The following is a 19,768-nucleotide window of genomic DNA, read 5'->3' as shown; positions in this document are numbered from 1 at the left end:
AAATTAAGAGCATCGGACGATGTCTGCCACGGAGCGCCAAACATCAGATTTAGCTGAACGAGGAGAGTCGCTTGGTACTCAACAACGATAGAATCTTCGCAGATGCTCCAGCCACTTCCCCGACCGAAGAGCATGAAAGTACGGCACAGGCACTACGGGAGCGGCTGAAGGAAATCACCTGTCTCTACGAAATCCATCGTCGCATGGGTCCGGAATTACCTGTGGAAGATGTCTGCCAGCAGATTTTTGAGCATTTGATACCCGCAATGCAATTTCCGCAAATTGCGAGCGCGATGATCGAACTCGACGGCAGGCGCTTCACCACCGCGAATCATAGCCAGGGCTCTAAGCACGAGCTGCAATCGATTATTACAGTGAAGAATAATGGGCTATGCGGGCGATTGCGCGTGTTCTATCCTGAAGACACGCCGTTCCGGATGCCGGAAGAGCAGAGACTCATCGATGTAATTGCGAGGGATCTTGAGAGATGGCTTAAGGAAATCACTTGCCTTTACGAGATTCGACGGGGCATAGGGCTGGAATTATCGGTCGATAGCGTCTGCAAGCGCATTTTTGAACACCTGATCCCAGCGTTGCAATTCCCCGAAAGTGCTACCGCGGTGATCGAACTCGACGGCAGGCGATTCGCTACCAGCGAACAGGAACAGGGTCTTACGCACGAGCTACACTCGAAGATTAGTGTGGACAACAAATCGTGCGGGCAGCTGCGCTTATTTTATCCAGTAGACAGGCCCTTCCTGATGCCGGAAGAACAAAGACTTATCGATGCCGTAGCGAGTGATCTGGAGAGATGGCTCGAGCGCAAACACATCGATGAAACATTGCAAGAGCGGTTGAAGGAAGTCACCTGTCTCTATGAGATTCGCCGCGGCTTGGGGCTGGAATTATCGCTGGAACATGCCTGCCAACACATTTTTGAGCACCTGATACCGGCAATGCAATTCCCCGAAAGTGCGACCGCGATGATCGAACTCGACGGCAGGCGATTCTTCTCCGAGAAACATGGCCATTCCCTTACACACGAGCTGCAATCGAAGATTACAGTAAATAGTACGCTTCGCGGGCAGTTATGGGTGTTCTACCCCGAAGAGACGCCTTTCCTGCTACCGGAAGAGCAGAGACTCATCGATGCGGTCGCAGGCGACGTGCAGAAATGGCTTGAGGGCAAGCGTTTGGAGCAGACACTGGTTTCCTTGGCGGAGGAACACCAGCGTTCGGTCGGGCAGGAATTACACGATAATCTTGGGCAGCAGATCGCGGCGATTGGCTACCAGGCCGAGGCTTTAGAGATAAGAATATCCGCTGCAGGCATTAAAGAGGAAGCAGCAGTCGCTGCGTCCATCGCTAAACAAGCGCAAGCCGCAGCCACGCAATGCAAGCAGATCGCGCAGGGCCTGCTTCCGTTTGAACTGGAAACCCACGGCCTGATGCCCGCGTTGCAGGCATTAGCGTCGCGGATCGCGGCCACCTATAGGATTAGCTGTGATTTCGTGCGCGAGAATGAATTTTTTATTATCGATAACAATGTGGCGCTTAATCTTTACCGGATTGCCCAAGAGGCTGTCAACAATGCGATACGTCACGGTAATGCGCAGCATCTCGTAATTTCGCTGGCCGTTGAAGGCGAAATACTCCGCCTGTCGATATGCGACGATGGCACGGGTTTTTCGGGTGTTGATACGGAGCGCGGTACCGCCGCCGGGATGGGAATTAAAATCATGCATTACCGTGCCCGCCAGGTTGGTGCAAAGCTGAAATTGCTGCCTCGTTCCGAAGGGGGCACCGAAGTGCGGTTAGAAATGCCAATGATTCAGGAAGGGTAACTGTGCGAGCCTCGAAAGCACAAGTGATGCTGGTGGATGACCACCCCTTGATGCGGCATGGCATGGCGATGCTCATCAATCTCGAGTCCGATATGGAGGTGTCTGCCGAGGCCGGTGATGGGGAAGAAGCGCTGGCTACACTCAAGGCCGGACCTCATCCCGATGTTGTTTTGATGGATCTGTCGCTCAAAACCGTCTCCGGATTTGAGGTAATAAAGAGCATGCACAGTTTGATCCCTGCATTGCCCGTGCTGGTTGTGTCCATGTTTGACGAGGGGATATATGCAGAGCGGGCTTTGCGGGCAGGCGCACGGGGCTATGTGATGAAGCTGGAGCCGGGCAGGGTGCTGGTGGGGGCTATCCGCAAAGTTCTAAAGGGAAATTTCTCTCTGAGCAACAATATACAGGCGAGACTGTTGAATCGGGTTGTGACTGGAAATTCGGAATCCGAATTAATCAGTAAACTGTCTCCTAGCGAGTTCGAAGTACTGCATCTAATTGGAACCGGACACAGTAGCCGGCAGATCGCCGATTTGCTTAACCGCAGTATTAAAACAATCGAAACGCATCGCTACAACGTTCGTACCAAGCTGAATTTGAAAGACGCAGCCGATTTAATACGGTACGCCACCCGCTGGATTACGGAAGAACACTAGGAATCGGCGGAAAGAAAACGGCCAAACCAGCATAAATGCCTTATTGGAAAACGTATTCCAGCGGGGGCAGTATTGAACAACTTAGGTTTTTCTCGGGATGTTTATTCGACGGAACAGTCAGATGATGTGGACTGGCCTTGCTTTATCTATGACCCCTATCAATGCAAAGCCGTACGAGAGCAATACCACCGAGGACATAAAGACTGAGGACATAGCATAGTATGGCTACCAGTGATCTGCCGCGGCACCAGATAATTAAAATTCTCATGGCACAGCCTCCCGAGAAAGCCGCCGATGCTGCGATTCACGTGTGGGAACAAATGGCTAGTCCGATTGTTACGATTGTGGGTGAAGAAGTTTTTAATTCCCTTTACGCGAGAAGTCTATTCCTGAGCCAGGCAAAATTTCCCTGGCTCTCGACCAGTTCACTGACGCCAAACGCTGTCCACCGGTTTGCCGAACTCAAAACGAGCCTTGAAGCACAAGCACCTGCGCAAGCCAGCGAAGCAAACAGTCTGCTGCTGATTACATTCATTGAGATCTTGGCCTCGTTGATTGGGACCCAGTTAACCTCCCATATCTTACAGTTGGCTTGGGGTATCAACACTGGGAATAGCCCCGACAAGGAGTTTCAGGAATGAACGAAAACCTAAACATACGTTGTCTGGCAACCGGCGTTCCCGGTCTGGACAACCTGCTCGGCGGCGGCCTGCCGGAGTTCTCGTTTAACGTGATTGCAGGCGCGCCAGGATCCGGAAAAACGACGCTTGCTCATCAGATCATGTTCTCGCTGGCAAATGCCGACAATCGGGCACTGTTCTTCACGGTACTTGGCGAGCCGGCGTTGAAGATGCTCCGTTATCAACAGCAATTTTCGTTTTTCGACATCAACAAAATCAATGAGTCGATCCGCTTCGTCAACCTGTCTGCGGATTTGGTGGATGGCAGTTTCGACCGCGTAAAGGCGCGCATCGAGGAAGAAGTGAAAGACTATGCTCCCAGCCTTGTGTTTGTTGATTCGTTTCGATCCGTCGTGAGGTCAGCGAAACGGGGGGAGCAGGGCGTGTTGGACCTCCAGCGGTTCGTCCAGCGATTAGCCATGCAAATGACGAGCTGGCAGGCCACAACATTCCTGATCGGTGAATACTTGTCGCCGGAATCGGAGTCAAGCCCCGTATTTACGGTAGCGGACGGCATCCTGTCGCTTTCGCAAAATTTGCATCACAATTCCATGGTACGCAAGATGCAGGTGGTCAAAATACGTGGCCAGGCCCAGGCACCAGGTCTGCATACGTTTCGTATCAGTGATCACGGAATCGAGGTATTCCCACGCGTGATTATGGAACAACGTGAAGCGGTTGAGTCGGCAGAGAAGCTCTCCACAAACGAGGAGCGCGTTTCCATGGGAACGCCTGGCCTGGATCACATGCTGGGAGGCGGTTTGCCAGTGGGATATTCGCTCCTCGTCGTCGGGCCATCTGGTTCCGGAAAAACTATCCTGGCAACGGAATTTCTTGCCGAAGGCGTGCGCAAGGACGAACCAGGTGTCATTGCGGCGTTTGAGAAAAGTCCCAGCCAACTGCTGAGCACCAAGCTGTCTTCGCTGGTGCAGACCGGAAAAGTTGGGGTCATCGACACGCGCTCCCTGGATTTGTCGGTTGATGAAACCTTGCATGATTTGATCGGCATGATTGCTCGCATGCAGGCAAAGCGCCTCGTGATCGACTCTTTGTCCGGCTTCGAGTTAGCACTGGCACCCGAGTTTAGCGAAGATTTTCGCGGCTCCCTGTATCGGATGGTAGCAAAGCTCACCGGCATGGGCGTGACCATATTAATGACCTCAGAACTGGAAGACCGTTTTACTGATCTGCGCTTTAGTCCATTCGGGAGCGCCTTTCTCGCTGACGCAATTATCGTGCAGCGCTATACCGAAATCGGGGGTCAGCTCAAACGCGTTTTCTCGGTCGTTAAAGTCCGGGGCAGCGAGCACAGCAAGGACATTCGGCTGTTTGACATTACAGAAGCAGGCATCGTGATTGGCGGGACCTTGTCGGAGTATGACGGTATCATGTCGGGCCGGGCCCACCGTTTGCCCCTGACTGAAAGGAATGGATAATTGAAGGTCATAATGAATAATACTGAATAAAGGGTTTACCGAACAGAACCAACAAAAATTGCCGCCAGCCGATTATGTAGCGGGAACTCGGGCAAGTCTCCGGGTCATCCCTGTGGGGGGGCTTAGTAACCGCCCATCAGATTATCCTTAGGGTGGGCCATGGGGAGCAAAGCAAACCGGAGTGGGTCAGCAAAAACAATGTAACAGGCAATAAATCCCCGCTTTTATACCCACTTATTTCCAAGACGGAAATATACGCCACTGGACTCCATAAAACAACAATGCCCAGTTTTTACTGGGCTTTTTATTATTCCTGTACGGCGTTGGACATCACAAGACAATCTGTTCGACTAGACGTTAAACCTGAAATGCATCACGTCACCGTCCTTGACGACGTACTCCTTGCCTTCCAGCCTCATCTTGCCCGCCTCCTTAGCGCCCTGCTCGCCGTTACAAGCGATGAAATCGTCGTAGCCGATGACTTCGGCACGAATGAAGCCTTTCTCGAAATCGGTATGAATCACGGCAGCGGCCTGCGGAGCGGTGTCGCCCTTTGAGATGGTCCAGGCGCGTACTTCTTTCACACCGGCGGTGAAATACGTTTGCAACCCGAGCAACTGGTAGGCGGCGCGGATCAGGCGATTTAGTCCCGGCTCGTCAAGATTTATATCCGCGAGAAAGATCTGCTTATCCTCGTCCGGCATCTCCGCAATTTCTGCTTCAAGCGCGGCGCATATGGCGACAACCGGTGCGCCCTCGCCTGCCGCATACTCCTGGACCCGTTCCAGCAGGGGATTGTCGGTGAAACCCTTTTCGTCCACATTGGCGACATAAATCGCCGGCTTGGCCGTCAACAGGCACAATGGCTTCAACAGATACTGTTGTTCCTTGTCCAAATCCAGACTTCTCACGGGTTTGCCCTGGTCAAGGTGGGCCCGCACCGTTTCCAGCAGCGCCACAAACTTTATTGCTTCCTTGGCGCCTGATTTGGCAAGTTTGCCTTCGCGTTGCACCGCTTTTTCCACCGTGGCTAAATCGGCCAGCGCTAATTCTGTCTGTATGGTTTCGATATCCGAAATCGGATCCACATTGCCGGCGACATGCACGACGTTGTCATTGGCGAAGCATCGCACCATGTTGATGATGCCATCGGTTTCCCGAATGGTCGCAAGGAACTTGTTGCCCAGCCCCTCTCCCTTGGAGGCGCCGGCGACCAGACCGGCGATGTCCACGAACTCGACGATCGCGGGCTGTACCTTTTGCGGCTTTACGATTTCAGCCAGCGCGTTCAAACGCTGGTCCGGCACTTCAACGATGCCCACATTGGGCTCGATGGTACAGAATGGATAATTTTCGGCAGCGATGCCCGCCTTGGTCAACGCGTTGAAGAGTGTGGATTTCCCGACGTTGGGCAACCCAACGATACCGCATTTCAGACTCATAAGTTTATCTGTTGTGGACGACTGCCTTTGGATTAATCTGACAGAGCGAGGAGCAGGCCTTGAAGCCGGAAGAGAAGCGAGTTGACCCCGTTCCGCACGGCTTATTTTTCCTCTTTATCCCTGGTATGCAACTTCATCATTGCCGCCTGGCAATTGCCTTGGGCGATAAGCGGCCAAACCTCCAGGCTGCGCTCGATAGCCTCGTCTATGAGGACGGACTCTTCTCTGCGCGGAGGTTGCAACACATAATTCACCACCGCGTTCTTGTCGCCTGGATGACCGATGCCGATGCGCAAGCGCCAGAAATCCCGCGTTGCAAGATGCGCAGCAATATCCTTCAGCCCGTTGTGTCCTCCCAACCCGCCGTCCAGCTTTAGCCTCGAAGTGCCCGGCGGCAAGTCGAGTTCGTCGTGGACCACGAGCATCTGTTGGGGCTCGATCTTATAAAAGCGGCACAACGCGGCGACAGCCCGTCCGCTGGCGTTCATATAGGTCTGCGGATTGAGCAGCCACAGCTCGGACTCGCCTTGTCCGATGCGCGCGCACAAGCCATGAAATCGGGGCTCCGCTTTTAACGTAATGTTTAATTGATCCGCCAGCCGCGATATCCACCAAGTGCCGGCATTATGGCGAGTGGCGGTGTATTCCCTGCCCGGATTGCCAAGACCGACAATGAGTTTCATCGAACGTGAGGAGTGAGAAAATGCCGGGTATTAAAAAGAAAACCCGCCGGAACCGTTTTAAGTCCAGCGGGCCCACATGAAAAAACGGCAGAGAAACCGCAGGTTCTATTTCTTCTTTGCAGCCTCTTTCTTTCCAGCGTCCTTTTTTTCGCCTTCCTTGGCAATACCCTCTTTCTTTTGCACAGTGGTCGGGACCTCGGTCGCAGCCACTGCGGTAGCCGCTTCCTCGGCGGCAACGGCGCGGGGAATGACGATGGTGGCAACCGGCAGGTTGTCCCCCTTTATAAGGGATGGAATTTCCACGCCCTCGGGCAGCGTCAGGTCGCTCAAGTGCAAGGTGTTGCCCGCAGCGAGATCAGCCAAATCGACCTGAATAAACTCGGGGAGATCCTTGGGCAGACAGGAAACATCCAGCTCGGTAAGCACGTGGCTGACGAGGCCGCTGGAGAGTTTCACCCCTGGCGCAATATCCGCGTTGATGAAGTGCAAGGGCACTTTCATATGAATTTTTTTGTTGGGATCGACGCGCTGGAAATCGATATGCAGAACTAGAGACTTGAAGGGGTGCATCTGGATATCGCGCAACAGCACCGGTTCTTTCTGCCCCTCAATCTCCATCGACAGGATGGAAGCATGGAAGGCTTCCAGTTTGAGCTGGTGAAAGAGGTTGTTATGGTCCAGCTCGATGGGCTGTGCAGGATTTTCTCCGCCATAAATGATTCCAGGCACCTTGCCCGAACCACGCAGGCGGCGGCTCGCACCTGTGCCCTGCAATACGCGCTTATTGGCGCTGATTTCGATATGCATCGTTTTCTCCAAAATGTGAATCACCCGCGACCAGATGATTCCGGTTATAAAATTTGTAAAACTTATCTACATTTGTAACAGCAGACGAGGGGTTCTTCTACTCCATGAACAGCGAACTTACTGAATCCTCATTGCTGATCCTCAACATTGTTTCCGCCAGCAGACTCGCCACGCTCAACTGCTGAATGCGCGCACAGGCTTGAGCATCCTCCCGCAGGGGGATGGTATCCGTTACCACCAGCTTATCCAGGGCGGAACTCGCAATCCGCTCTACCGCGTTGCCGGATAAAACGGGGTGCGTGCAATAAGCCAGCACCCGTTCCGCTCCATGCTCCTTCAGGGCTCGCGCTGCTTCACATAACGTATTCGCTGTGTCCACCATATCGTCCATGATGACACATGTCCGCCCCTGTACGTCGCCGATGATATTCATTACCTTGGCGACGTTGGCCTTGGGGCGCCGCTTGTCTATGATAGCCAGATCACATTCCAGGCGTTTCGCCATCTGCCGCGCGCGTACGACTCCACCGACATCGGGAGAAACCACCACCAGATTCTGGTAATCGCTTTTCCACAAGTCGCCCAACAGAATCGGCATGCTATAGATATTATCTACCGGAATATCGAAAAAGCCCTGAATCTGATCCGAGTGAAGATCCATGGTCAACAATCGGTCAATCCCGACGGTGGTCAGCATATTCGCCACGACCTTTGCCGTAATGGGCACCCGCACCGAACGCGGCCTTCTGTCCTGGCGGGCGTAGCCGAAGTAAGGCATTGCCGCCGTGATACGCCCCGCTGATGCCCGCTTGAGGGCATCCACCAGCACCAGCAATTCCACCAGTGTATCGTTGGTCGGCATACAGGTGGATTGCAGCACGAATACATCCTTACCCCGGACATTTTCCAGGATTTCCACCATCACTTCCCCATCGCTGAAACGCCCGACGGTCGCACGCCCTATGCGGATGTTCAGATGCCGCACCACATCATGCGCCAGCTTGGGGTTGGCGTTCCCGGTGAAAACCATCAAGCTATCGTAAGCCATGACCTGGAATCTATAGGTTAAAAAGCTCTAAAGCGGGAACCGAGGCTTGCGCGCGAAAGACATGTAATGCACGCCAGTGATCGACTGTCCCCTGGATTTCAAGACTTAAAACTGGCTGGGGAGGTAGGGATCGAACCTACGAATGCCGGAATCAAAATCCGGTGCCTTACCACTTGGCGACTCCCCAGTATTATTGCTCGACAAAATTGCGCAAGGGATGACGATCCAACCCTCGCGCCACGAAACCGCTCATATCGGATGGGAGCTGCGCCAATGCCGCGCTTGCTGCCAGCTCAGTGGCAAACTCGGCAAAAACGCACGCCCCGGAGCCCGTCATTGCCGCCATCCGCGGACTATCGAGCTGTTTGAGCCAATCCAGATGACGCGCCACCTCGGGATAAAGGCGGCAAACCACCGGCTCAAGATCGTTATGCCCGTGCTCGACTGAAAAGGGCGGTATTTTGATTGGAATCGTGTTTCGTGTCAATTCCTTACTGCCAAAAACCTGCACCGTCGGCACCTGCGCGGGGGGCGTCAGGACCAGATACCAAGCCGGTGGCAGGACGATGGCTGAAAGTTTTTCACCAATGCCTTCAGCAAACGCATTATCGCCGAAAACGAACACAGGCACATCCGCTCCCAGCTTGAGCCCAAGTTCCATCAGTCGATTCCGTGTCCAGTTCAGACCCCATAGGCGATTGAGCGCCAGCAAGGTCGTGGCCGCGTCCGAACTGCCCCCGCCGAGGCCACCACCCATCGGTATGCGCTTTTCCAGGCAAATATCGACGCCGCTGGAAATGCCGCTCTCCTGTTGCAGCAATCGCGCCGCGCGCACGCATAAATCCTTGTCTTCGGGCACGCCGGGAATGGGAGATTGCAACTTCACCACACCGTCTTGCCGAAGGATATAACTCAGCTGATCGGAGAAATCGACCAGGCGGAAAACAGTTTGCAAAAGGTGATAGCCATCTGTCCGGCGTCCCACCACATGCAGGAACAGGTTGAGTTTTGCGGGAGCCGGGCAGTCGAGCCTCAGCGTCTTCCCATCAGTCATCACGAGGACCCCAGGCATCAATTACGAGTTTTATCTGCAGGCCCCTGCGGCTGAGCATCAACAGCTTCGGGCGGACACCCTGTCCCTGCAAGTCTTGCGCTGGTGATGCGGGAAAATAACTTGCGTAACCGATCTCCCATCCGTCCTGTCTAATAGCCAGCACACGCCCGTCCGGATTTTTGTCTATTTCAGCCACGGTGACGGGCGAATGCAGGCCCTGTACCCAGTATTGCAATCCCATCAGCGGTAACCGCCAGCCGAGCACCTGTTCCGTCAGGCTTTCCACATCGCTGGCATAATAATTTTCCTGCTCGTAGGTCGCCAGATGAACACCTTCCGGCATGCGCCGAATCTGCGCCAGAGTCTGACCCAGGGGATTCAGCAGCAGGATTTCATCGCGGTTCCCGGAATGTTGCCATTGCACGCCACCGGAAAAATTTTCCTTGCCGCCTTTTACCGACGCCCTCCCCACCAGCGCAAAATCCGCCGACCGTGCATGAGCGATGTCCGCCACAGGCTCGGCAATGATAGTACTGACGACCGTTTCTTCCAGGGTAGGAGGAGCAAGGGTGGCGCACCCGGCAATAAAGTTCGGCAGGACCAGGACGCAACTCCAGCAGACGGCGATAAAACGGTATTTTGATGGGAGACAAGCCTGGCTCACAGATCGAAACGGCTCCAAGCGTTCTGCATAATCCATCATTGCGCCGTGCCGCACTACTTCATGAATTTCTTCATGGTGCTGAGCAAGGCTTCATTGCCAGGATGGTTCTTGAGGGCGGTACGCCAGATTTTCTCCGCTTCGTCCTTCGTTCCCTGCACCCACAGCACCTCGCCCAAATGGGCGGCGATCTCCGGGTCGGGGTTGAGCCCGAATGCCTGCTGCAGGTAACTGAGCCCCTGATTGATGTTGCCCATGCGATAGTGCACCCAGCCGAGACTATCCATGATGTACGGATCATTGGGTGAAAGCGCAATCGCTTTTTCTATGAGCTCCAGCGCCTCCGGTAGCCGATCGGTATGCTCTGCAAGACTGTAGCCAAGAGCATTGTAAGCATGGGCGTGATCCGGCCGCAGCTGGATCAGCTTACGCAAATCCTGCTCCATGATGTCGTGCTTTCCGATTTTTTCCGCTGCCAGGGCACGGTCGTAAAGCAGGTCGGGGTAGTCGGGAAGTTTCTCCAGGCCCTTGCTCAGTAACTGAAACGCTTTCTGATAAGCGCCCGATTCCCGCAGCAATTGCGCTTCAGCAATAATAAGTTGGGCCCGTTGCTGATCATTGTCGGCCGGCAATTGCTTCAGGTGCTGGAGCGCCTCGTTTGTCTTGCCCTTTTTGCCCAGCAGGAGGGCATACTTGATCTGTGCTGGAACGAATTGATTACCGTCTTTCACCGAGCGGTACCACTCCATTGCCTGATCCATTTGCTGATTTCTTTCGTACAGGCTTCCAAGATAAAAGCGCACCACCCCGGGGTCGCGGTATTCCAGCTCCAGGGCCCGCTTGAAATTGGACTCTGCTACGTCGTAATCGCGCAGCTCCATGGAGAGCAACCCTACAGCCACCGCTACGTCGGCGTTGTCCGGATTCTCCGCCAGCAAGCGCTGAAACTGGTCTCTCGCCTTGCTGTAATTTTTTTCCGCCAACAGCAATCGGGCGTAAGTTACGCGTGTATCGTTGGCTTTGGGATAATTCTTGAGATACTCTTCGTAAAATTGCAGCGCGCTGGCATTTGAAGTACGCGCCAGTATTCGTCCCTGATAAATCGCGGCCATCTCCCACTCCGGCCGCAGCGCCAACGCCTGTTTCATTTCGGTCAGCGCAACGTCGAAGTCATTGGCGAACCATGCGGCCTGGGACACGGCAAAATGGGCTTCAGGCAACTTTGGATAAGGCTCCGCAAGTTGCTTGACGAGTTCAAATGCCGCATTCTTGTTCGGGCTGCGTACCAGCAGGCTGTTCAGTTGCATGAAAGCGTCATCGATATTATTTCCTGCCGACGCGAGAAATTTTTCCAGATGGGGCCGGGCTTCATTCAACCTGTCGGCACTTACAAGCAACGCGGCCAGGGTCTGGCGCGCATTGACCGAATCGGGGCTGACGTCTACCCATATTTGGGCTGCCTCAAGCGCCGGCACGGCCTGGCGCGACTGAAGCGCGATTTCAGTTGCGCGCTGTGCCACTCGCGGGTCCCGCGTCGTTTTCGCCAGCTTGAGATAGGTGCGGACAGCGATTTCCTGGTCGCCACGCTGAGCTGCTGTTTCGGCCAGCAAAAAATCGAACAGCATGGGTGAAGTCAAGTCCTGAAGGGGCAGTTTTGGCTGGCCAGCTCGCAGCTTTTCCGCCCCCTTGTCCGCCTTGATATCGGTCTTGCCCGGAATCTGCGCACAGGCAGCAAGAAAAAGCAGCGCGAATGCGCCAGGAATTCTAAGACTCATGGAAAAATCCAGACTAAGGTTCGAAAAGGGCTGAAAATGGCGGGATGGTCCTTCAGCACAGGGCACATATTAGGTATATTTTACGCTTATCACAAGTGACACCTGATCAGATCACCCTATCAGTTTATAGGCAGTCCCATAAATTCAAAGTTCCAGGTTCGCTCTCGTATTGAATGCCGCAATACTTACAGGTCGCGAATAAATGAACACCATATCCGGTAATTGCGGGCCTGGGCTGCCGCCGCCATGATCAGAGATACCACACTCGCCATTGTTGCTCGCGGCCTCTGCCGCCACTTCGGTCCGCGGATAGCGGTCAAGGATATCGATCTGGAGCTCGGCCATGGCGAAGTACTCGGGTTTCTTGGCCCAAACGGCGCGGGAAAGTCGACCGTCATGCGCATGCTGACCGGGAACCTCGCCCCAAGCGCGGGCACTATTGAAATAGGCGGCATCGACTTGATCGCCAAACCGGAGGAAGCCAAGAACCGCCTTGGATATCTCCCCGAGATGGCGCCCCTCTACCGGGAATTGACGGTGACCGAGTATTTGCGCTTTGCAGCAAGGCTGCATCGGGTGGATAGCTCAAAAATTCCTTTCGCCCTCGATCGGGCCACTCAGCGTTGCGGACTTGACGATAACGGCAATCGCTTGATCGGCTCGCTGTCCAAGGGCTATCGGCAGCGCGTCGGGATCGCGCAGGCGATCATTCACGATCCAGCGGTAATCATTCTCGATGAACCGACGGCGGGACTCGATCCCAACCAAGTACGCGAGATCCGCACCCTCATACGTGAACTCGGCAGCGAACGCAGCGTCATTGTTTCCACTCATATCCTGCCAGAGGTGGAAAGCGTATGCGACCGCGTGCAAATTATTAACGAGGGTCGCACGGTATTTACCGGTCACATCGCGATGCTGAAACAACAGGGCATCAGCGTGGAGGAAGTGTTTGTGCGTTCGACCATGAATTCGGAAAGCCAGGCGGATATTTGATCGATGTTCGCCGTCGCTCAGAAGGAATTAAAAATATTGTTTTGCTCGCCGCTGGCCTGGGTAGTATTGGCGCTGGCGCAAGTAGTATTCGCCTGGATGTTTCTGGCGTATCTCGATACTTTCCTCGAGATTCAGCCGCAGCTGGGGAAGATCGCCAATCCGCCCGGGGTGACCGAAAGCATCGTCGCACCGCTATTTGTCGTGGCCGCCATTGTGCTGTTGACCGCAACGCCCCTCCTCACCGCACGTCTTATCGCCGAGGAGCGCCGTAATCAGACCCTGACTTTCCTGATCTCCGCCCCGGTTTCCATAAGTGATATCGTGTTGGGTAAATTCCTGGGGCTGATGATCTTCTTCTGCGCCATCATTGCTCTGGTTGTCGCGTTGTCCGTGTCCTTGCTGATTGGCGGCACGCTTGATTTTGGCCTGTTACTGAGCAACATCGCCGGCCTAAGCTTGATAGCCGCCAGCTTCGCTGCCCTCGGCCTGTACATTTCCTGCCTAAGCTCTCAACCCGCCACAGCGGGAGCGGGAACACTTGGCATCCTGCTGGGCCTGTGGGCCATGGATAATGTTACTGCAGAGAGTACGGACGGGATCGTCCGCCACCTCTCGCTGCTCGCGCATTATGCAAACTTCAATCGTGGTGTGATCGATAGTTTTGATCTCGCATACTTTGCAATTTTCATTGTGATCTTTCTGCTACTGTCCATCCGCAGACTGGATAGTGAACGCTTGCATGGTTGAGACCGTGGTTGAGTCATGTTGACGGTGAACCAGAAGCGGCGTTTGCCCCAACTGATGCAGAGCGGTTTATTCGTGATGCTGGTGGTCGTGTTCGCGGGCTTGCTTGGTTATCTGGCATGGGAAAAACGTATTCAGTGGGATGTCAGCCAGAACGCGCGCAACAGTCTGACCCAGACCAGTATCGACGTACTGAATAAAATGAATGGTCCTATTGCCGTTACTGTTTATGCGACACAGCAAGACGCGCAACTTGGAAGCATCTCTAAAATAATTGGTGAGTTCCTGGCTCTTTATCAGCGCGCCAAACCGGATCTCGCCATTACCTTCGTTGATCCGGATGAGAACCCGCAACGCGCGCAAGCAGCTGGCGTCCAGCTCAACGGAGAAATGGTAGTGGAGTTCAATGGCAGGCAGGAACGTCTGGCAACATTCAACGAACAGGCGCTGACCAACGTACTGATGCGCCTGGCGCGCGCTGGCGGGAAACGGATAATCGCGTTGACCGGACACGGCGAGCGCAGGCTAGATGGCATCGCCAGCCGCGACCTCGGGGAATTCGGTAAGCAATTAATTGCCAAGGGCTTAAACGTCGGCGCGGTGAACCTCGCTATTGTGGGGGATGTGCCTCGGGATACAAATGTGCTGATTATCGCTTCTCCCCAGGTCGACCTGTCAGAGGGAACGGTGGAGAAGGTGCTTGCGTATGTCGAACGAGGCGGAAATCTCTTGTGGCTTGTGGACCAGGAACCGCTGCACGGGTTGCAGCCGTTGGCGGAAAAACTGGCTCTGACGCTGACACCTGGCGTCGTCGTTGACCCTCAAGCCGAGAAATTGAGAACACCTGTCACATTTGCGCTGGGCGCGGCCTATGCACAGCATCCGGTCACCCATGATTTCGATTACCCTACCGTTTTTCCCTTTGCGCGTCAGATCACGCTGAATGAGAGCGAGGACTGGCGCGGCGTTTCCCTGGTGGAAACGGCGCAAAGCGGGTGGGTGGAGACGGGTAAGCTGGATGGGGGGGTCGCCTTCGATCCGATGTATGATGTATCGGGTCCTGTCCCGATTGCCGCTACGTTGAGCCGTACCGTCCAGGACCATGAGCAGCGTATTGTCGTTATCGGGAGCGGCCATTTTCTTGCCAATGCCTATCTCGGCTATGGGAAGAATCTGGATTTTGGCATTAATGTGGTCAATTGGCTCGCGGGTGATGATGATCTTATCGCTATTCAGCCACGTACCACACACGACAGCAATCTGAGCCTTTCAGAACCAGCCCTGACAGTGATGGCCTGGAGCTTCCTGATCGTTCTGCCGCTGTTTTTCCTGGCAAGCGGCGCTTTCATCTGGTGGAATCGACGCAGGAAATGACCCCCCACTGCGCAATATCTGTTTCAGCATGAGCGAAAGACAGTATGTGGCCCACTAATCGGTGGCGGAGCAGCAGTTCTCTCCCTCGGATGAGAGGCTGCCCCCGCAGCCCAGTTGATATTTATTGGACTCTTTCACTTGCCTGAACTGCCTGAAGTCGAAGTCATCCGCCGCGGGATCGTATCCCACCTTGAAGGTCGGCGCATTGCCGCGGCGCAGATACGAAATCCAAATCTGCGCTGGCCGGTGGCGCCTGACCTGGACCAAATATTGCGCGGAGCGGAAATTGGACAGGTAACGCGCCGCGGAAAATATATCTTGCTCGATTGCGGCAAGGGAACATTAATCCTGCATCTCGGAATGTCCGGAAGCCTGAGGTTGCTGCCGGCCGCGGCGATAACCCCGCCAGGAAAGCATGACCATGTCGATCTGGTTCTGGATAACGGTGTGGTTTTGCGCCTGCGTGATCCGCGACGTTTTGGCGCGATGCTCTGGGCTCAGGCCGATGTGATGCAGCATGCGCTGTTCGCGCAACTCGGACCCGAACCACTCACGGAGGCTTTCACCGGATTATTGCTGTACAGGCGGACGAGGGGGCGGCGCGCGAGCATCAAGGAGGTACTGATGAACAGCCGCATTGTCGTAGGGGTAGGAAATATTTACTCCAGCGAAGCGCTTTTTCGCGCCGGCATTGCTCCCATGACTCCCGCCGGTCGACTCGGGGCAGGCCGATGCGAAAAATTGGTGCAGGCGATAAAGGTCACACTCGATCTGGCGATTGAAGCCGGCGGCAGTAGCTTGCGCGATTTTGTCGATAGTAGCGGCAATCCCGGCTATTTTCAGCAACAGTATTGGGTGTACGGCCGTGCGGGCAAGCCCTGCCGCAGCTGCAAGACTGCCATCTCGCAAATAAGGCAAGGGCAACGTTCAAGTTTCTATTGCCCGCATTGTCAAAAATAAATGAGTCAGGCGCGTGCTAGGGGTGCTCGGCGTTTTTATCGTTTCGTCATGGATATGCCTCATCTTCCCTGTTGTTCTGTATCATGATACCCGTATCTTATGCCTGTTAGTCGTTGTATCGTTTTGAGTTGTTGAGGTATGCAGCAACCAGGGTATAAACCAGGTATATCATCGTCCTCAAAGCGTTTAACAAAAAAGGATTACCGTGAACATTACTTTTATCGGCGGGGGCAACATGGCTTCGGCCCTGATCGGTGGACTATTGCAGCAGGACTTTTCCCCCGGACAGCTCTGTGTGGTCGAAATCAGCCCCGAGGGGCGAGAAAAACTCCAGCATGCTTTTAGCGTGCAAACGGTGGCGGATCTTGCCCGGGGCGCAGCGCATGGCGAAGTCATAGTCCTCGCGGTAAAACCCCAGCAATTGTCCGCGCTGGCGCGAGAGCTTGCGCCGCTGCTCGAAAACCATCTGGTAATTTCCATCGCCGCCGGTATCCGCGCCACAGATATATGCCGCTGGCTGGGGGGACACAGCCGCATCGTGCGAGCCATGCCCAATACCCCGGCATTGATTCGCGCTGCCGTCACCGGACTCTATGCCATGCCCGGCGTTACCTCGGAGGAGAAACACAACGCGGAGGCTGTACTTGGCGCGGTAGGCTCGGTGCTCTGGGTCGAGAGGGAGGAATTGCTGGACGCGGTGACTGCTATCTCCGGCAGTGGTCCGGCATATGTATTCTATTTTATCGAGGCAATGCAGAGCGCAGCGCGCGAATTAGGCTTAACCCCGGCTCAGGCGCGACAGATGAGCATCGACACCGTTCTGGGCGCGGCCCGGCTTGCCGGCGCGAGCAGTGAAGATGCCGCGGTTCTGCGCGCTCGCGTTACCTCGCCTGGAGGCACGACTGAGCGCGCGGTAGCAAGTTTGGAACACGACGGAGTCAAAAGCGCAATTACGCGCGCGATTCAAGCGGCAAGTCAGCGTTCAAAGGAACTGGCCGATGAATTCGGCAGCGCATAAAAGTCCCGTTACCGTTGTTTTTCAGGATTCCGTATGCTGAACCAGATGCTTGTATTTCTCCTCGATACCTTGCTGGGATTATTTTCCCTGGCGCTGCTGCTGCGCTTCCTTATGCAGTTGCTGCGCGCGCCCTACCGTAACCCGCTTTCGCCATTCCTTATCGCACTGACCGATTTTCTGGTGCGGCCTGCGCGCCGGATCATCCCCAGCTTCCAGGGGATGGATCTCGCTACTTTGCTGCTGGCGTGGCTTACCCAATTGCTTTTGCTGACGGGGGTGCAAACGCTTCGGGGCTACGACTTCAGCTCATCTATCGGAATCGCCCTCGGAGGGCTTGCGCTCCTGGCGGCGGTAGAGATTGTCAAGATGGCCCTTTATATCATCATGGTAGCCGTGATCGTGCAGGCGCTGCTTTCCTGGATAAATCCGTACAGCCCGATGGCGCCGGTACTCGACAGTTTCACCCGCCCGTTTCTGCGCGGGATCCGCGCGCGCATCCCGCCAATTGGTAACGTCGATCTGTCTCCCTTGTTTGTTTTGATTATTATTCAACTGCTGCTGTTTGTCGTCACGGGTATGGAGAGAGAAATCTCCAGACTGTTCTGACGCGCCTTGGAAGAAATCGCAGCTGAGGACGCGGATGCTGGATGCTATGGCTACCTACCCGGCGAGGCGAGAGGATTTAATGCCATGCGAACAGCGCGGCCCACGATATTTGAAATTTATGGTGTCTTCTTCTCATTACGCCTGGTGCCACAGCGATGACGGAGACGGCGGTGGCCGCCTTACCCTCATTCTGCACGTGCAGCCCGGCGCCAAGCGTACGGAAGTGATCGGTGTGCATGACAATGCGCTGAAAATCAGGCTCGCCGCGGCACCGGTGGAAGGAGCGGCTAATGCTGTGCTGGTGGCGTTTCTGGCCGAAGTATTTGGCGTCCCGCAACGTCAAGTGGTGCTCAAACGAGGAAACAGATCACGGCGCAAAGTAATAGAGATCATCCAGGCTGCGCGCGGACCCGAAGTCCTGTTCACGCAAATCACCGCTTCTGGCGCGAATTAGTTACCGCGATCCATCTCATGCGTTGGGCATTGTCCGCCCGTCAACCCCTGCAATAGATCGAATTATTTGGCAATGGTGATGCTCGGCACGCCCGTGCGAGGCAAGTCGGTAATGGTCATCTGAAACAGCAGGTACAACATCTGGAACGCGTCGCGATTCCATCGGGCGAGCGGCCCGGTAGTGTTCACGGCGTAATAGCGGTTATGGGTATGGATCGAGAGATCCGCCTCCGGGGAAGCGGAGTCGGATACTAGGACTTCCATGGTGGCCGCGGGATTCTCACCTTTGGCAATGGGTGGTGTACGCGGGTCTTTATCGACGTGATACTCCGGCTCGTCGCCAAGTGAGCGACCAAGGAAACCGAGAATTGCATGGAAGCTTCTGAGCCGGAAAGTTCCCCGGATGGGCCATTCCCCTCCTGGACCATTGGGGCGGATATCGAAGGCGACATCGTTGGTGTCCGAGTTTCCTGCCTCGCTGCTCAACCGTATGCGTTCCTCGGGAGACAAGGAATTTGGATCGTAATTTGTGATGAGGATCGGTCCCGGCACGCTCTTGCTAAGCGTGTAGGTATTGTCCTGTTTGTTATAGAGGACAAAAAACTCTTTCTCCAGGACCTGAAAGCCCTCCGCGGTAATCGAGCCAGCGGGAATGGTCCAGGTACGCTCCAGGGTCAAGGGTTCGGCATGAAGCTGGTTCTGGTCCTGGATGGCCGATAGATGTAGCACCACACGGCGGAACATCTCGTAGCCTTGCGGATCGGACGGCCGATTGCGATAGGCAGTCTGCGAGGTCGGGTGTTGAATGCGTACCTCCTGCGCCATGAGCCTCAGCAGCAGGTCGATATCATAGCGCTGGCGCAGCAGCAGCGTCAGCTTGGCTTGCTGAAACGGGTCCAGAAGTCGTTTAGTGAACTCTTCTCCTTCAATCGGGACAATGCTGATGGTGGGGTTTTCGGCCACCGCAGCGCCGAATATCGGCATCAGTACGGCTCCTGCAAGCCCCCCCGCCGCGGGGGTGGCCCCGGCATTGAAGCGGAAATCGAAGGTCGCAGCTACATTGGATACGCCAGTAAAATGTATCGGCTGGTGATGATGGGCGCGAGCAACATTCATCAGCAGCTGTTTGGATGCGGCGCTGGTAATGGCGTCGTCATAGACTGAGACTGCCCGGTTGAGTGCGATCGGGGATAAACATCCAGACAATACCACCGCGGAGCTCAAATAAAGCAGCGTATATAATAAAGGCATGTACCCTCTTTCTAAATTCGCTTTAGGCTATCAAACGAAACGGTGCCCGGTGAAACAGTGCGCGCCGGAAACACCAAACATCGCTTGCCGCATAACATGAATGAGCAGTGCCTGCGCAATATTTGGGCTGTGCTAGGTATCAAATCCGCTTGGTGAGCAAGGCGGAACTAGGTGTCATCTTTCTGGTCTACAACCACAAGATGACCGTGACCTGTAGTTACCTTCTTACTTTTTTACGTTACTTGTTGCCGCGCACGATATTAATCACTGCATCGGACCC

The 19,768-nt window shown here is 54.8% G+C and carries 19 protein-coding genes and 1 tRNA gene; 11 read left to right on the top strand and 9 right to left on the bottom strand.

Annotated elements, in window-relative coordinates; translation table 11 throughout:
- Positions 1-71: 71 nt before the first annotated feature.
- The 4 genes from BM022_RS10910 to BM022_RS10895 all read left to right on the top strand — a co-directional run bounded on the left by BM022_RS10910 (position 72) and on the right by BM022_RS10895 (position 4,616).
- Positions 72-1,844: a sensor histidine kinase gene (locus tag BM022_RS10910; RefSeq protein WP_256209128.1), complete on the top strand. Its 1,773-nt coding sequence runs from the start codon at positions 72-74 to the stop codon at positions 1,842-1,844.
- Between the two features lie 2 nt (positions 1,845-1,846).
- Positions 1,847-2,500, top strand: coding sequence for a response regulator transcription factor (locus tag BM022_RS10905; RefSeq protein ID WP_256209127.1), 654 nt, complete (start codon positions 1,847-1,849; stop codon positions 2,498-2,500).
- A gap of 221 nt (positions 2,501-2,721) precedes the next feature.
- Positions 2,722-3,141, top strand: a complete 420-nt coding sequence (locus tag BM022_RS10900) for a hypothetical protein (protein WP_091139236.1) — start codon at positions 2,722-2,724, stop codon at positions 3,139-3,141.
- Positions 3,138-4,616, top strand: a complete 1,479-nt coding sequence (locus BM022_RS10895) for an ATPase domain-containing protein (protein WP_091139235.1) — start codon at positions 3,138-3,140, stop codon at positions 4,614-4,616. Before BM022_RS10900 ends, BM022_RS10895 begins: the two co-directional genes overlap by 4 nt.
- Positions 4,617-4,966: 350 nt before the next feature.
- On the opposite strand, the gene ychF is transcribed toward BM022_RS10895, so the two are convergent.
- The 8 genes from ychF to BM022_RS10855 form a co-directional block, all read right to left on the bottom strand.
- Positions 4,967-6,058 (bottom strand): redox-regulated ATPase YchF, encoded by a 1,092-nt coding sequence (ychF, locus tag BM022_RS10890; protein WP_091139233.1) that lies wholly within the window; start codon positions 6,056-6,058, stop codon positions 4,967-4,969.
- 101 nt (positions 6,059-6,159) lie between these two features.
- Positions 6,160-6,741: an aminoacyl-tRNA hydrolase gene (pth, locus tag BM022_RS10885; RefSeq protein WP_091139232.1), complete on the bottom strand. Its 582-nt coding sequence runs from the start codon at positions 6,739-6,741 to the stop codon at positions 6,160-6,162.
- Positions 6,742-6,846: 105 nt separating this feature from the next.
- Positions 6,847-7,548 (bottom strand): 50S ribosomal protein L25/general stress protein Ctc, encoded by a 702-nt coding sequence (locus BM022_RS10880; protein WP_091139230.1) that lies wholly within the window; start codon positions 7,546-7,548, stop codon positions 6,847-6,849.
- 97 nt (positions 7,549-7,645) lie between these two features.
- Positions 7,646-8,596, bottom strand: a complete 951-nt coding sequence (locus tag BM022_RS10875; RefSeq protein WP_091139228.1) for a ribose-phosphate pyrophosphokinase — start codon at positions 8,594-8,596, stop codon at positions 7,646-7,648.
- Between the two features lie 112 nt (positions 8,597-8,708).
- Positions 8,709-8,783, bottom strand: a tRNA-Gln gene (locus BM022_RS10870).
- 3 nt (positions 8,784-8,786) lie between these two features.
- Complete coding sequence (ispE, locus tag BM022_RS10865; RefSeq protein WP_091139226.1) at positions 8,787-9,650, bottom strand: 4-(cytidine 5'-diphospho)-2-C-methyl-D-erythritol kinase; 864 nt, start codon at positions 9,648-9,650, stop codon at positions 8,787-8,789.
- Complete coding sequence (lolB, locus tag BM022_RS10860) at positions 9,643-10,353, bottom strand: lipoprotein insertase outer membrane protein LolB (RefSeq protein WP_091139225.1); 711 nt, start codon at positions 10,351-10,353, stop codon at positions 9,643-9,645. Before lolB ends, ispE begins: the two co-directional genes overlap by 8 nt.
- 14 nt (positions 10,354-10,367) lie before the next feature.
- Positions 10,368-12,086: a tetratricopeptide repeat protein gene (locus tag BM022_RS10855; protein WP_091139223.1), complete on the bottom strand. Its 1,719-nt coding sequence runs from the start codon at positions 12,084-12,086 to the stop codon at positions 10,368-10,370.
- Positions 12,087-12,332: 246 nt separating this feature from the next.
- Between BM022_RS10855 and BM022_RS10850 the strand changes: the two genes are divergently transcribed.
- The 7 genes from BM022_RS10850 (at position 12,333) to BM022_RS10820 (ending at position 18,238) form a co-directional block, all read left to right on the top strand.
- Positions 12,333-13,082 carry an ABC transporter ATP-binding protein gene (locus BM022_RS10850; RefSeq protein WP_091139221.1) on the top strand — a complete coding sequence of 250 codons (750 nt, stop codon included), beginning with the start codon at positions 12,333-12,335 and terminating at the stop codon, positions 13,080-13,082.
- A gap of 3 nt (positions 13,083-13,085) precedes the next feature.
- Entirely contained in the window at positions 13,086-13,829 is a 744-nt protein-coding gene (locus BM022_RS10845) for an ABC transporter permease (protein ID WP_091139220.1), read from the top strand.
- A 15-nt stretch (positions 13,830-13,844) separates the two neighbouring features.
- Positions 13,845-15,200 carry a GldG family protein gene (locus BM022_RS10840; protein ID WP_091139218.1) on the top strand — a complete coding sequence of 452 codons (1,356 nt, stop codon included), beginning with the start codon at positions 13,845-13,847 and terminating at the stop codon, positions 15,198-15,200.
- Between the two features lie 138 nt (positions 15,201-15,338).
- Positions 15,339-16,160 carry a bifunctional DNA-formamidopyrimidine glycosylase/DNA-(apurinic or apyrimidinic site) lyase gene (mutM, locus tag BM022_RS10835; RefSeq protein ID WP_091139280.1) on the top strand — a complete coding sequence of 274 codons (822 nt, stop codon included), beginning with the start codon at positions 15,339-15,341 and terminating at the stop codon, positions 16,158-16,160.
- Between the two features lie 205 nt (positions 16,161-16,365).
- Positions 16,366-17,178 (top strand): pyrroline-5-carboxylate reductase, encoded by an 813-nt coding sequence (gene proC, locus BM022_RS10830; protein WP_091139216.1) that lies wholly within the window; start codon positions 16,366-16,368, stop codon positions 17,176-17,178.
- Positions 17,179-17,211: 33 nt separating this feature from the next.
- Positions 17,212-17,784 (top strand): YggT family protein, encoded by a 573-nt coding sequence (locus tag BM022_RS10825; RefSeq protein ID WP_091139215.1) that lies wholly within the window; start codon positions 17,212-17,214, stop codon positions 17,782-17,784.
- Between the two features lie 118 nt (positions 17,785-17,902).
- A complete protein-coding gene (locus BM022_RS10820; protein ID WP_091139279.1) occupies positions 17,903-18,238 on the top strand; it encodes a DUF167 domain-containing protein in 336 nt (111 codons plus the stop codon).
- Between the two features lie 62 nt (positions 18,239-18,300).
- On the opposite strand, the gene BM022_RS10815 is transcribed toward BM022_RS10820, so the two are convergent.
- Complete coding sequence (locus tag BM022_RS10815) at positions 18,301-19,488, bottom strand: aldose epimerase family protein (RefSeq protein WP_091139213.1); 1,188 nt, start codon at positions 19,486-19,488, stop codon at positions 18,301-18,303.
- Between the last annotated feature and the right edge of the window lie 280 nt (positions 19,489-19,768).

The sequence above is a fragment of the Nitrosospira sp. Nsp14 genome (assembly GCF_900113575.1).
Classification (GTDB): Bacteria; Pseudomonadota; Gammaproteobacteria; order Burkholderiales; family Nitrosomonadaceae; genus Nitrosospira.
The sequence above is the reverse complement of the archived record's forward strand: the minus strand, read 5'-3'. Positions and strand labels throughout refer to the sequence as shown.

Excerpts from the sequence above, each read along its gene's own strand:
- BM022_RS10850 (WP_091139221.1), top strand. The coding sequence starts at position 12,333 with ATGATCAGAGATACCACACTCGCCATTGTTGCTCGCGGCCTCTGCCGC.
- BM022_RS10855 (WP_091139223.1), bottom strand. The coding sequence starts at position 12,086 with ATGAGTCTTAGAATTCCTGGCGCATTCGCGCTGCTTTTTCTTGCTGCC.
- lolB (WP_091139225.1), bottom strand. The coding sequence starts at position 10,353 with ATGATGGATTATGCAGAACGCTTGGAGCCGTTTCGATCTGTGAGCCAG.
- ychF (WP_091139233.1), bottom strand. The coding sequence starts at position 6,058 with ATGAGTCTGAAATGCGGTATCGTTGGGTTGCCCAACGTCGGGAAATCC.
- BM022_RS10825 (WP_091139215.1), top strand. The coding sequence starts at position 17,212 with ATGCTGAACCAGATGCTTGTATTTCTCCTCGATACCTTGCTGGGATTA.
- BM022_RS10840 (WP_091139218.1), top strand. The coding sequence starts at position 13,845 with ATGTTGACGGTGAACCAGAAGCGGCGTTTGCCCCAACTGATGCAGAGC.
- BM022_RS10880 (WP_091139230.1), bottom strand. The coding sequence starts at position 7,548 with ATGCATATCGAAATCAGCGCCAATAAGCGCGTATTGCAGGGCACAGGT.
- ispE (WP_091139226.1), bottom strand. The coding sequence starts at position 9,650 with ATGACTGATGGGAAGACGCTGAGGCTCGACTGCCCGGCTCCCGCAAAA.
- BM022_RS10845 (WP_091139220.1), top strand. The coding sequence starts at position 13,086 with ATGTTCGCCGTCGCTCAGAAGGAATTAAAAATATTGTTTTGCTCGCCG.
- BM022_RS10875 (WP_091139228.1), bottom strand. The coding sequence starts at position 8,596 with ATGGCTTACGATAGCTTGATGGTTTTCACCGGGAACGCCAACCCCAAG.
- BM022_RS10900 (WP_091139236.1), top strand. The coding sequence starts at position 2,722 with ATGGCTACCAGTGATCTGCCGCGGCACCAGATAATTAAAATTCTCATG.
- BM022_RS10895 (WP_091139235.1), top strand. The coding sequence starts at position 3,138 with ATGAACGAAAACCTAAACATACGTTGTCTGGCAACCGGCGTTCCCGGT.
- BM022_RS10815 (WP_091139213.1), bottom strand. The coding sequence starts at position 19,488 with ATGCCTTTATTATATACGCTGCTTTATTTGAGCTCCGCGGTGGTATTG.
- BM022_RS10820 (WP_091139279.1), top strand. The coding sequence starts at position 17,903 with ATGGTGTCTTCTTCTCATTACGCCTGGTGCCACAGCGATGACGGAGAC.
- pth (WP_091139232.1), bottom strand. The coding sequence starts at position 6,741 with ATGAAACTCATTGTCGGTCTTGGCAATCCGGGCAGGGAATACACCGCC.